The following is an 11,375-nucleotide window of genomic DNA, read 5'->3' as shown; positions in this document are numbered from 1 at the left end:
CGACACCATGCTGACGCGGCGGCGAAACCGCGGAGCGGCACAGGAGGCAGCAGAATCGGTGCCCATGACCGCGCGCATCCCGGCATCCGCCAACGGCAGGGGCACCAGCGGCGGCGGCGCTGTCGCCGGCATCGCGGTGGCCGCGACGGCACGCGGCGCGCACCCGGTCGATCTGCTCGTACACGGCGCCGAACTGGTGGCGACCGTCGACGAGCGGCGCCGGGAGCTGCCCGGCGGCTGGGTCGCGATAACCGGCGGCCTGGTCAGCGCGGTCGGGACGTCCGCCGACCCGCTCCCGCCGGCCCGGCGGACGTTGGACGCGACCGGCTGCCTGGTCACCCCCGGCCTGGTGAACACCCACCATCACATCTTCCAGAACCTCACCCGGTCGTACGCGCCGTCGGTGTCCGGCTCGCTGTTCACCTGGCTGCGGACGCTCTATCCGTTGTGGGCGCGCCTGGACGAGGAGGCCGTGCACGTCTCCGCCTACGTCGGCCTGACCGAGCTCGCGCTGGGTGGCTGTACGACCACCACCGACCACCTGTACGTCCATCCGCGCGGCGGCGGGGACCTGATCTCGGCCGAAATAGCTGCCGCCCGCGAGCTCGGGATGCGCTTCCATCCGACCCGCGGGTCGATGTCACTGTCGGTGAAGGACGGCGGGCTGCCGCCGGATTCCGTCGTCCAGGATCCCGACGACATCCTCGCGGACTCGGCGGCCCTCGTCGCCGCTCACCACGACCCCTCCCACGGCGCGATGGTGCGGATCGCGCTGGCGCCCTGTTCGCCGTTCTCCGTCAGCCCCGAGCTGATGCGGGCCACCGCCGAGCTCGCCGAACGCCTCGACGTGCGGCTGCACACCCATCTCGCCGAGGACCCGCAGGAGGATGACTACTGCCTGGCGACCTACGGCCGGCGTCCGATCGAGCACTTCCGTGACCTCGGCTGGGGCGGTGACCGCGCCTGGGTCGCCCACTGCATCTGCCCGAACGCCGCCGAAGTGGCACAGCTGGGGGCCTGGGGCACGGGGGTCGCCCACTGCCCGAGCAGCAACATGATTCTCGGGGGCGGGCTGGCGCCGGTCGCGCAGCTGCGGGCCGCCGGCGTGCCGGTCGGGCTCGGTTGTGACGGCTCGTCGTCGGCGGACGCCGCCTCGCTGTGGCTGGAGGCGCGCACGGCGATGTTGCTCGGGCGGCTGCGGGGCGGAGCGGGCGCCATGTCCGCCCGGGACGCACTGGAGATCGCCGCCCGCGGCGGCGCGGCCTGCCTCGGGCGGGTCGGCGAGATCGGCGAACTAGCCGTCGGCGCAGCCGGTGACCTGGTCGTCTGGCCGCTGGACGGGATCGGTTTCGCCGGTGCCCTGTCCGACCCGGTGGAGGCGTGGTTGCGCTGCGGACCGGTTGCCGCCCGGCACACGGTCGTCGCCGGGAAAACCGTGGTGGAGAACAGCGCCCCCGTCCACCCCGACCTCGACGACATGCTGCGCCGGCACCGGACGATCGCCGCGCGCATCCAGGGCGCCGGGTGACCGGTAGGGCGTCCTACGGGCTGCGTCCCAAGTCGCTGGACGCGGCCGTGCGGGCCGCGGGCTGCGCAGCCTGGACCTCTTCCTGACCGCGCTCGCCGCGGAAGGCGGCGCCACCGCCCCGCCCGGGCTGGTGGTCACCCTGCCGAAGGTGAGCGCACCGGCGCAGGTGAGCGTGTTCGGCGACATCCTCGCGGAACTGGAAGGACGCCTCGGGCTCGCCCCGATCCCGCTGGAAGTGCAGGTCGAGACCCCGGCCGCGGTGCTGGCGCTGCCGGCGGTCAGTGAAGGGTGTCCACAATCCTGGTCAGCTTGCGGTGCCTCACGCGTCAGGTCAGGTCAGGTCACGGGCCAGGACACGGACGAGGTGACCGCCATGTCGACACGCCCCAAGCGGAGGTTGCTCAGTTCGGCCACCACGCTAACGGAAGGTGACTACGGATAACGCGGTCCTTGGTCACGAGGGTGGCGGCGGAGGTGAGGGCCTGTGCCGAGATCAGCCGGTCGAACGGGTCGCGGGTCCAGTCCAACGCTATGGCGGCCTGGCAGATCTGTGCCGATGGCGGGTCGGTCAGCAGCATCTCGAGCTTCGGCACAAGATCGTCCACAATGGTCAGTGCCGGCACGGAGATCTTTCCCACCTCGTAGAGGTACTGCAGCTCCAGCCTGACGAACGGTGACAGGGCGAGCGGCTCGGCGTTGAGCCGCTCGCGCACCGCAGGCGGCACCAGTCGCTCGGGATCGTCATAAAGCCACACCATGATGTGTGTGTCCAGCAGGATCACGGACGCCACTCACCGGACCAGTCGAGGTGGACAAGATCTTCTGGATCGCCGGCGATCGTGCCGGGATGAGCGGACAGGCGCGACAGCTTCTCCGGCGCGTCGACGGGCACGATCCGCAGCCGCCGCCCGCCGCGCTCGACTTCCAGCGGTACCCCGCTGGCCAGCACCTCGTCGAGCAACCGGTACACGTTCTGACGCAGCTCTGATGCGGTGATCGTCATCGCACCTGCACCTCCTCGTACGTACGCCTACCATATCACGTACGTACGATTGACCGTGCATGCTGGGACACCCCGCGTTTACGCAGGGGACCGGCCGTGACGGTTCCCAGCGCCGCAGCCGTGACCGCGAGAGCAAGATCTTCGATCTTATGAGAAACGGTCAGGAGCTGACCTTGAAGACCCGTGGCTTGCGAACCGCGCCCGCCGCCCACCCCTCCATAGCCGACGATCGAGAATTCGTTGATGTTCGCCGCGTCAGGTCGGTGCGTCGCGCTTGTTCGTGGTCGTCGCTCGGGGTCCGTTCACGTTGTTGTCAGCGGTTGCTGCCGCTCGACGCCCGCCACCCGGTCGGGAGGCAGTGTGCCTGCGTGCGGCAAGCAGGCGGGTGGTCTGCCACGGGTAGGGGCTGATTGGCTACAGTTACCCCATCCGGGGGGGACGACGGCGGCCTGCGCCCTCGCGGGTTCCCGTCGGCCGCGAGGGGAGCAGCGGGCCGTGCCGGTGGACCGTAACCGTGTGGAGCGGGTGTTACCCGACCGTTACGAACTGCACGGCAGGCTTAGCGGTGGCGGGTTCGGTGACGTGTTCAAGGTGTTGGACCGCCGGCTGGACCGGTTCGTCGCGGTCAAGGCGGTGACGCTGGAGGGCCCGGACGGGCATCGGCGTGCCGGTGATGAAGCGAAGGTCCTGGCCCAGCTCAACCATCCGCACCTGGTCAACATTTTCGACGCTGTCGACGTCGATGGCCTCTTCCTGCTGTTCATGGAGTTTGTTTCCGGTAAGGCTCTGGACAAGGTCTCCGGTGGTCTTCCACCGGAGACGGTGTGCGGGATCGGGCTGGCGGCCGCGGACGCGTTGGCGTATGTACACGGCAAGCACATGCTGCACCGTGACATCAAACCGGCGAACCTGCTGCTCGCGGACGACGGCACCCTCAAGATTGTCGATTTCGGGATCGCGAAGCTGCTGGAACACACCGCCGCTTTCGGTAGGACCGGGACGCCGTTCTGGATGGCGCCGGAACAGCGCAACTTCGCCGCGCTCGGCCCGGGTACGGATCTGTATTCCCTCGGACTGGTCCTGTACGGGCTGTTCGCCGGCCGGCTGCCCGCGCGTCCGCGGGTCGGGCCGCTCACGGGCGTGCACGAGGCGCTGGCGGGTGTTGTCATGCGGGCGTTGGAAGACGACATCCAGGCGCGCTACCCGGCGGCGCACGAGTTCGCCGTCGACCTCGCTGAGGCTGCCACGGAGGCACTCGAACCCGGCTGGCTCAAACGCAGCAACCTGATCCTGCGGGTCGATGACGCGATTCGGGATGCGGCGACACAGCTCCCGGACCGGCCACCTCCTCCTCCACCGCCGCCGCCGATCAACCAATCCCGTCCGGCCGCCCGGGTGCTGTCTGGTGAGGGGACGGGGAGCCCGCGGCCAGCGGTTCTGCTGCCCCGCACGCCGCCGCCCGCGCCTCCCATCCCTGGTGGCCTCGCTCACGACAGGAACCAGTCCCGCCGGGCCGGTGGAGGCGCTGACCGGGCCGGCGGGGCTCCGCCCCGTGGCTACCGCGCAGTCCCATCCCCCGCAGCGTCGGTCGACCACGCAGCACGCCGCGGGCGCCGGCCGCTGGCCATCGGTGTCGTCCTGATGGTGCTGCTTGCCACCGCCGTCACGACCGTTGTCCTGCGGACCGGATCCAGCTCCCCGCCGCGGACCGGATCCAGCTCCCTGCTAATCACGGCGGTGGCTGGCACCGGCACCGCCGGGTTCTCCGGAGACGGCGGGCCGGCCACCCAAGCCCGACTCAGCGATCCGTCCGGGATAGCGGTCGACAGCACCGGCACCCTCTACATCACCGACCAGGGCAACCACCGGGTACGCCGGGTCAAGGGCCAGTAGTGCCTTGACCTCCCGGCTCAGCCCGATCACACGCAGACAAAGTCTGGTAGGCAGGGTGCGGTCGAGTTCGTCAAGGATCTCGGTGGGCCACAGGGGCCGGTAGGCGTCGGTGCTCGCGATCCCGAGCAGCACATCACGTGCCCTGCTGGACATATCGGACAGCTACCGATCGATCGAGCGAGGGATTACAGGTGTCACGACCAAGTGAGGCTCGCATCAGCCCTCGGCATCCTGACAAGCACCGATGCAGACGGCTCCCCTAGAACAAATAGATCGTAAACCATATTCACCCTGATCAGAGACGTGATCAAAATCGTGGTGAACCTAACGCACCACAACAAGGCAACAGCCGGTTCTCGGTCTGGCCGGCTCGGGTCAGCTGAATCCGGGCTCCTCGGCGAGCAGACGCCTCCGCCAGTCAGCGAACCGTTGGCGCATCTCGGCGATCGCGCGGGGGTCGGCGCCGTACTCGGCGAACGCCGCATCGGTGATCTGCGTCAGCGCGCCGAGCGCATCAGCGAAAATCAGGGGATCGAAGCCGGGGTCGGTCGCGGAGGCCAGTTTGAGCAGGTCCTCACGCGAGTAACGACCGCTCATGATGGCGGCATCGACATCGAGGAAGTCACGCTGCATGGCGCGTCCGAACAGGGCGCACATCTTGTTCGCTATGGCGTCGTCCGCGTGCAGGACAGGGCCGATATCAAGCTGGATCGGATCGTGCGCCCGCCAGTCCGCGGAGAGCTCGACCTTCTCGGCCGTACCGTCGGACGGGTCGGCCACCATCAACCGGACGAATGTCTCGGCCCGCATGGCGATCGATGTCACGTACCCGGCTGCCTCCAGAGCGGAGACGACCGCCGACGTCAGCTCCGGGAACTCGTCGCGGCGCTGCCAACTGGTGAACAGGTCGACGTCCCCGCTCGGGCGGGAGCCCATCCCGTGCGCCTGGACCGCATAGCCACCCGCGAGCGCGAGCCCGTACCGCTCCCCGGCAGCCAGAGCGATCTTCGCGATCCTTTCGTGTCGCGGCTCCATGCCTGAACCTACGCGGTGGCGGTGACCCGGCTGATTTCGGCGAGAACCGGGAACTGCTGCTCCCAGGCCCTCCTGAGCTGCGCCGGCAGCCACAGCAACGCCCACAGGCGCCGCAGCATCCCGGCATCCAGGTACGTGTAAAGGTCCTGCGGGCTGGCCGCCTCGATGAGGACGGCGCGGTAGAGGTCGACAATCCTGCCGGGAGCGTCAAGGTCGTACTCGGCGTTGCCGGACCAGTCCAGGTGCACCGGTAGCCGGACGACACCGGACGACGGCCCGCGCAGCAACTCCAGGCTCCCCGCGACGGCATAGGGTCGCTGATAGCGGGACGTCGGCGTTCCACGCGTGTCAGCCATGCTTACAAGCCTATCGTCAGCCAAAGACGATCGGCCGGGATGCGCAGCAAGCCCTGCCCGCGCTCCGATCGAGGTGACGGTCGACAGCACCGGCACCCTCTACGTCACCAACTCGGACAACAATCGGGTGCGGGAATATCGGACAGCTACCGAACGTAGTCGGCTACCTTGGCCGGACGACGCCAAGGCGGACTTGCTCGGCAGGCACCCTGGCGTGGGCATATAGCAACACTACGCAGTCTGCGAGCCTGCGAGTACGTGTTCTGCGGGGCTGTCAGTACAAGTTTTGCGAGCACATCAGTACACGTTCCGTGCTCGCTGGCGCCCCACTCGACAGCAGCTCCCGCGGTGAACGGGGAGCGGGCCGGGTGAGACTGGGGGCATGCTGACGCTGCCGGCGGATGTGACCGCCGCCCTGACCGCGCCGCTCGCCGGCCTGGACGCCGAACTGGCCGCCCGCTTCCCCGGGGATCCGGGCACCTCCCAGCCCGTGCACACCTGCTACGTGCCGGCCGACCAGGTGACCGCGACCATCGCGGAGGACTGGGCCGCCGCCGCCCGAGCCGCCTTTGACGCGCACGCCGGCGAGCCGTCCGATCTGGCGGCGGCGACCGGCGTCCCGGCCGCCCTGGCCGGGCGGGTTCACGCCCATGTCCGCCGGGTGCTCGCCGGCTCACCGGTTGCCGACCTCCGGGTGGATCTCGAGGACGGGTACGGCGTCCGCGCCGACGCCGAGGAGGACGCCGTCGCCGTCGCCGCGGCCGAGGCGCTGCGCGCGGCCGCCGCCGCGGGCGGGCTCCCGGCGTCCTACGGGCTGCGCCCCAAGTCGCTGGACGCGGCCGTGCGGGCCCGCGGGCTGCGCAGCCTGGACCTCTTCCTGACCGCGCTCACCGCGGACGGCGGCGCCACCGCCCCGCCCGGCCTGGTGGTCACCCTGCCGAAGGTGAGCGCACCGGCGCAGGTGAGCGTGTTCGGCGACATCCTCGCGGAGCTGGAGGGACGCCTCGGGCTCGCCCCGATCCCGCTGGAAGTGCAGGTCGAGACCCCGTCCGCGGTGCTGGCGCTGCCGGCGCTCGTGGCGGCGGGCCGGCCCCGCCTGCGGGGCCTTCATGTGGGCACCTACGACTACTCGGCGGCGCTGGGGGTGAGCGCCGAGCATCAGGCCGGTGACCATCCGTCGGTGGAGCTCGCCACCGCGCTCATGCAGCTCGCGGCGGCGGAGACCGGGGTACGGGTGGCGGACGGGTCGTGCAACCTGCTGCCGGTCGGTGACCGCGCCGCGGTGCACGCGGGCTGGCGGCGGCACGCCGAGCTGATCCGCCGGGCCTGGATGCGGGGGCTCTACCAGGGCTGGGACCTGCACCCCGCGCAGCTGGTGTCCAGGCACGCGACCGTGGCGGCCTGCCTGCTCGCAGGCCTGCCCCCAGCGCTGGCACGGCTGTCGCGCTGGGCCGGCACCGCCGCGGGCCCGGACGACGACCCAAGCGCCGCCTTCAGCCCTCCGGCGACCCGGGTATCTGGGTCACCCGGACCGGTCGTCGACGAACCCGCGACCGCCCGCGCGCTGGCCGGTCATGTCCGGCGGGCGCTGGACGCGGGGCTCCTCGACGACACGCACCTGGCCACGGCCGGCCTGACCGGTGAGACGATCACACGCCTCAGCACGGCAGGGGACAGCCCCCAGCACTGATCGCAACAGCTCTGTCACCGGCCGTTGCATCGGGCTGCTCCAACCACGCAACCGGACCATTCCAACGGTCCCAACCGATCGTCCCAACCGGGCGAGCCGGCGCTTCAGCTGCCGCGGTAGGAGGAGAAGCCGAAGGGCGACAGCAGCAGGGGGACGTGGTGGTGCTGGCCGGGATCGGTCACGACAAAGGTGATGACGACCTCTGGGAAGAACGCCGAACGGGACGCGGTGTCGAACACCAGGCGCCACGCCCCCGGTCCGTCGACCGGAAGATCCCGAATCCTTCCATCACTGTCGGTCACAGCGGACGTCACCGGCCTCCAGCCGCGGACGTCACCACCGAAGCCGACGATCATCCGTTCGAGCTGGACCGGCATGCCGTCGGCCGGCACCCCGGCGGCGGTGTCGAGCACATGCGTGGAAACAGTCACTCCCGCATCATGCCCGGTCCACTGTCAGCGACAGCGCTTCGCCCGGCCGGCAGCACAGGCAGCACAGGCAGCCGGCGGTACAGGCGGCACGGCCGGCCAGCGGAAGACGAACGGACACCGGCTCACGGGCCACTGATCAGCCGCCGCAGCCGCAGCTCGGTGATCTCGGCCTGCTGCCCGGCCGCGACCCGGAGCTCCGTGGGCGGGTCGTTGTCCAGCCGTTCCCGCAACAACCCCAGCATCTCCTCGGCGCTGCGGCCCGCGGCGCGCACCAGGAAGATGTAGCCGAACCGGTCCTCATACTCCTGGTTGCCGGCAACCAGCGCCGCCTTCAGGTCCAGGCTCGCGTTGTCCAGGGCGGCCTGCTCCCGGCGCGGGGCGTCCAACCCAGCCAGGGTGGCCCGGGTGGACGTGGTCGGCGCGGGCAGCGGAGCGCCGCGTTCCCCGATGCGGGGATGGGCGGTGAACGCCTCCAACCAGTCCGCCTCGGTGAGCTGCCACCACTGCTCGCGGGCCGCGTCGAGCAACGCGGTGAGCGTGGGGTACGGCCGGCCGTCGGCGACCACGGCGGCCCAGTCCTCGGAACCGCAGCAGCCCAGCAGCTCGGCGTGGGCCGCTCCGGGGGACAGCGCGTTGAACCAGCGCATCGCCAGCTCCTGGCGTCCCGCGGGGGTCGGGGTGCCGATGAGACGCAACCGGGCCAGACCGCCGTCGGGGAACGCCTCCAGGCGCACGTGGGTGGCCTCCACCGGAACCTCCAGGTCGAACAGGTGCCGCGTGTTGGGCTGCACCCGGACCTGCGGCAGCAGCGGATACCACTGCGTGATCGCCGAGATCGACGAGACGTCGTCGTTGCCGAACAGCTCGGGGGCGGACGCCGCCCACAGGGCCACCGCCCGGGGTGCGTTGCCGTGGAAGTGCCGGGTGTCGACCTCCGCCCGGATCACCTGGCCGGTGGCGGCCAGGTGCACGACAACCCATTCGTGGCCCGTTCCCCGGCGGCGGCGGGTTTCCCAGCCCTCCCCCATCACCCGGGCCTCCCCGGAGGCGTTGAGGTTGTGCCGGTCGCCGTAGTGCATGTCGCTGCACGCGACCACCACCCCGCCGAGATAGGCCGCGGCCAGGTCGGAGGTGACACGGTCGAGCAGTCTCGGGTCGGGGATCACCGTGCCGTGCACGCGCAGCCTCGCCACCCCACCGTCCGGGTGAATGGTCAGCCGCAGGTGCGTGACGCGGGTGTGACCGGCCCGCACGACCGGCAGGACGTTGACCGCGTCGGCCCTGACCAGCGTCCGGGGTACCAGAGCGACCCAGTTGACCGACGCCTCGGCCACCTCGGGCGCGGACGGGTAGCCACCGAGGGTGGCACCGTGGATCTCCACCGACTCCGGGGCGTTCCCGGTGAAGTGGGAGGTGTCGACGGTCACCGCACGCACCACGCCCGGCGCGCCGAGCCGGATGACCGCCCAGTCCGAGCCGTACAGGTCACGGCGGCGGCGGGTCTCCCAGCCGTCCGTCCACGCGCCCCGCTCGGTGAACACCCCTGGTCGGGCGATCGGCGGCTCGGGCAGCAGCATCCGCTCGGCGAGCGCGAAGAACTCGTCGTTCACGGCCACCACCGACCCACCGAACCGGGCCGCGGCGAGGTCGACAAGATTCGTCAGATCGGGAGCGTCGCTCACTGATCCTCTTCTCCTGCAGATCGGGTCCAGCAGATATCCGGGACCCGGAGGCCGGACATCTGCTGCTGGGAACTCGGATGCTCAGAACTCAGGTGCTCAGAACGCGGATACCCCGGAAGCGGGACGGCGGGGTGTGGGCGCGGTGTCGCAGTCATCTCGACAGCAGCCGGCCGTGCGGCGGCCGGTCGCCGTCGGCACGCCTGCCGCGTAGGTAGGTGGCACGCACGACACCGTCCAGCGTCCGTCCAGCGTAGGGGGTCAGCGGATGGCGGTGGGCGAGCCGGGCCGGATCGACGACGAAGGACCCCTCGGGATCGATCACGGTGAGATCCGCGTCCGCCCCCGGACTGATGCGTCCCTTGCGCGCCAACCCGACCAGATCGGCCGGGCCGGTGCACATCCAGCGGGCCACGTCGGCCAGGTCGTGGCCGCGGCGACGAGCCTGGGTCCACACCGCGGCCAGGCCGAGCTGCACCGAGGCGATCCCGCCCCACGCCTGCCCGAAGTCGCCCGACTCGATGGCTTTGAGCTGCGGTGTGGACGGCGAGTGGTCGGTCACCACCCCGGCGAACAGACCCTCGGCAAGCCCCTGCCACAGCGCCTCCCGGTTGTCCTCCCCGCGGATCGGCGGTGCGCACTTGTACACGGTCGCACCATCGGGAACCTCCTCGGCGGTGAACGTCAGATAGTGCGGGCAGGTCTCGGCGGTCAGGGCGATTCCGGCGTCCCGGGCGGTCAGCACGTCGTCCAGTGCCGCCCCCGCGGACAAATGCAGGACGTGCAGGCGGGCGCCGGTCATCGCGGACAGCGCCGCGAGCCCGGCGACCGCCTCGGTCTCGGCTGCCGGCGGACGCGCGGCCAGCCAGCGCGCGTACTGCCGGCCCACGACCAGCGGCGCCGCCTCCAGGACAAACGGCGACTCGGCGTGGACGACGGTCAGCGCGCCGAGCCGGGCGGTGTGGGCGGTGGCGGCGGCGAGCACGTCCATCCGGACGTGCGGGAACTCGGCCACCCCGGACGGCGCGAGGAACGCCTTGAAGCCGAACACCCCGGCGTCGTGCAGGGCCGCCAGGTCGGCGAGGTTACGCGTGTCCGCGCCGATGATCCCGCCCCAGAACCCGACGTCAACCCATGACTGGCCGGTGGCGGCGGCTCGCTTCTCGGTCAGCGCGGCCAGTGACGTCGTCGGCGGGATCGCGTTGAGCGGCATGTCGATGATCGTGGTGACGCCGCCGGCGGCAGCGGCCCGAGTGGCGGTGGCGAAGCCCTCCCACTCGGTCCGGCCGGGTTCGTTGACGTGGACGTGGGTGTCGACCACCCCGGGCATCAGCGCGAGGTCGCCGAGATCGGTGACGTCCGGGGTGGTGCGCACCGCCTCCGGCGGCGTGACGGCGATGATCCGCCCGTCGCTGATGTGCACGGCGGCCGGGCGGACACCCTCGGGGGTGACGACCCGCGACGAGCACAGCACAACCGGACGTTCCGGCAGGTCATCCGGTCCGGTCACAGCCGTCCGGGCCCCGCCCGCACCGGAGGCCGCCATCCGGCCGGACCCTGTCATGGGGCTGGATCCTGAGATCGGGCTGGACGCTGCCATCGGGCACCGCCGGGATCCGGGAGGTCCCCGAGACTTTCGGGATCCCCGGAATCTTTCAGATCCACAGGGCCTGCGGGGTCGCCAAGACCTACGGGATCGTTGAGATCCCCGAGACCGTCGGGATCATCGGGATCATCGGGATCATCGGGATCATCGGGAT

The 11,375-nt window shown here is 70.9% G+C and carries 11 protein-coding genes and 1 pseudogene; 5 read left to right on the top strand and 7 right to left on the bottom strand.

All coding sequences use genetic code 11. The features are described 5' to 3' along the window. Nucleotides 1-7 precede the first annotated feature (7 nt). Both DD1DGNOD_RS06765 and DD1DGNOD_RS28880 read left to right on the top strand, forming a co-directional pair. The gene (locus tag DD1DGNOD_RS06765) at nucleotides 8-1,528 is read left to right on the top strand and encodes an 8-oxoguanine deaminase (RefSeq protein ID WP_346434278.1); all 1,521 of its coding nucleotides are present in this window, start codon (nucleotides 8-10) and stop codon (nucleotides 1,526-1,528) included. A gap of 8 nt (nucleotides 1,529-1,536) precedes the next feature. Next, nucleotides 1,537-1,814: pseudogene (locus tag DD1DGNOD_RS28880) on the top strand (DUF6986 family protein); the annotation flags it as partial. A gap of 115 nt (nucleotides 1,815-1,929) precedes the next feature. Here the strand turns inward: DD1DGNOD_RS28880 and DD1DGNOD_RS06755 are convergent. Together DD1DGNOD_RS06755 and DD1DGNOD_RS06750 are read right to left on the bottom strand one after the other, a co-directional pair. After that, on the bottom strand, nucleotides 1,930-2,319 hold the full coding sequence (locus DD1DGNOD_RS06755) for a type II toxin-antitoxin system VapC family toxin (RefSeq protein WP_131769687.1): 390 nt from the start codon (nucleotides 2,317-2,319) through the stop codon (nucleotides 1,930-1,932). Further along, nucleotides 2,307-2,531 carry a type II toxin-antitoxin system Phd/YefM family antitoxin gene (locus DD1DGNOD_RS06750; protein WP_131765727.1) on the bottom strand — a complete coding sequence of 75 codons (225 nt, stop codon included), beginning with the start codon at nucleotides 2,529-2,531 and terminating at the stop codon, nucleotides 2,307-2,309. Before DD1DGNOD_RS06750 ends, DD1DGNOD_RS06755 begins: the two co-directional genes overlap by 13 nt. A gap of 495 nt (nucleotides 2,532-3,026) precedes the next feature. Between DD1DGNOD_RS06750 and DD1DGNOD_RS06745 the strand changes: the two genes are divergently transcribed. Then, nucleotides 3,027-4,424 (top strand): serine/threonine-protein kinase, encoded by a 1,398-nt coding sequence (locus DD1DGNOD_RS06745; protein ID WP_165036487.1) that lies wholly within the window; start codon nucleotides 3,027-3,029, stop codon nucleotides 4,422-4,424. Between the two features lie 375 nt (nucleotides 4,425-4,799). On the opposite strand, the gene DD1DGNOD_RS06740 is transcribed toward DD1DGNOD_RS06745, so the two are convergent. Further along, the gene (locus DD1DGNOD_RS06740) at nucleotides 4,800-5,459 is read right to left on the bottom strand and encodes a nucleotidyl transferase AbiEii/AbiGii toxin family protein (protein ID WP_131765725.1); all 660 of its coding nucleotides are present in this window, start codon (nucleotides 5,457-5,459) and stop codon (nucleotides 4,800-4,802) included. 8 nt (nucleotides 5,460-5,467) lie between these two features. Next, entirely contained in the window at nucleotides 5,468-5,815 is a 348-nt protein-coding gene (locus DD1DGNOD_RS06735; RefSeq protein ID WP_131765724.1) for a hypothetical protein, read from the bottom strand. On the opposite strand from DD1DGNOD_RS06735, the gene DD1DGNOD_RS31075 reads away from it, so the two are divergent. Beyond that, a complete protein-coding gene (locus DD1DGNOD_RS31075) occupies nucleotides 5,814-6,041 on the top strand; it encodes a hypothetical protein (protein WP_131765723.1) in 228 nt (75 codons plus the stop codon). The genes DD1DGNOD_RS06735 and DD1DGNOD_RS31075 overlap by 2 nt on opposite strands. 156 nt (nucleotides 6,042-6,197) lie before the next feature. Continuing rightward, nucleotides 6,198-7,505 carry a DUF6986 family protein gene (locus DD1DGNOD_RS06725; RefSeq protein ID WP_131769685.1) on the top strand — a complete coding sequence of 436 codons (1,308 nt, stop codon included), beginning with the start codon at nucleotides 6,198-6,200 and terminating at the stop codon, nucleotides 7,503-7,505. A gap of 104 nt (nucleotides 7,506-7,609) precedes the next feature. On the opposite strand, the gene uraH is transcribed toward DD1DGNOD_RS06725, so the two are convergent. The 3 genes from uraH to allB form a co-directional block, all read right to left on the bottom strand. Further along, entirely contained in the window at nucleotides 7,610-7,936 is a 327-nt protein-coding gene (uraH, locus tag DD1DGNOD_RS06720; RefSeq protein ID WP_131765722.1) for a hydroxyisourate hydrolase, read from the bottom strand. A gap of 122 nt (nucleotides 7,937-8,058) precedes the next feature. Continuing rightward, nucleotides 8,059-9,618 carry an allantoicase gene (locus DD1DGNOD_RS06715; protein ID WP_131769684.1) on the bottom strand — a complete coding sequence of 520 codons (1,560 nt, stop codon included), beginning with the start codon at nucleotides 9,616-9,618 and terminating at the stop codon, nucleotides 8,059-8,061. Between the two features lie 151 nt (nucleotides 9,619-9,769). Then, entirely contained in the window at nucleotides 9,770-11,161 is a 1,392-nt protein-coding gene (gene allB, locus DD1DGNOD_RS06710; RefSeq protein WP_131765787.1) for an allantoinase AllB, read from the bottom strand. Nucleotides 11,162-11,375: the final 214 nt, after the last annotated feature.

This window comes from Candidatus Protofrankia californiensis, assembly GCF_900634765.1.
GTDB lineage: Bacteria > Actinomycetota > Actinomycetes > Frankiales > Frankiaceae > Protofrankia > Protofrankia californiensis.
This window is presented reverse-complemented; position numbering and strand designations above follow the sequence as displayed.

Coding starts and splice junctions, on each gene's coding strand:
- DD1DGNOD_RS06765 (WP_346434278.1), top strand. CDS start 8: ATGCTGACGCGGCGGCGAAACCGCGGAGCGGCACAGGAGGCAGCAGAA.
- DD1DGNOD_RS06750 (WP_131765727.1), bottom strand. CDS start 2,531: ATGACGATCACCGCATCAGAGCTGCGTCAGAACGTGTACCGGTTGCTC.
- DD1DGNOD_RS06740 (WP_131765725.1), bottom strand. CDS start 5,459: ATGGAGCCGCGACACGAAAGGATCGCGAAGATCGCTCTGGCTGCCGGG.
- DD1DGNOD_RS31075 (WP_131765723.1), top strand. CDS start 5,814: ATGCTTACAAGCCTATCGTCAGCCAAAGACGATCGGCCGGGATGCGCA.
- DD1DGNOD_RS06735 (WP_131765724.1), bottom strand. CDS start 5,815: ATGGCTGACACGCGTGGAACGCCGACGTCCCGCTATCAGCGACCCTAT.
- DD1DGNOD_RS06725 (WP_131769685.1), top strand. CDS start 6,198: ATGCTGACGCTGCCGGCGGATGTGACCGCCGCCCTGACCGCGCCGCTC.
- allB (WP_131765787.1), bottom strand. CDS start 11,161: ATGGCGGCCTCCGGTGCGGGCGGGGCCCGGACGGCTGTGACCGGACCG.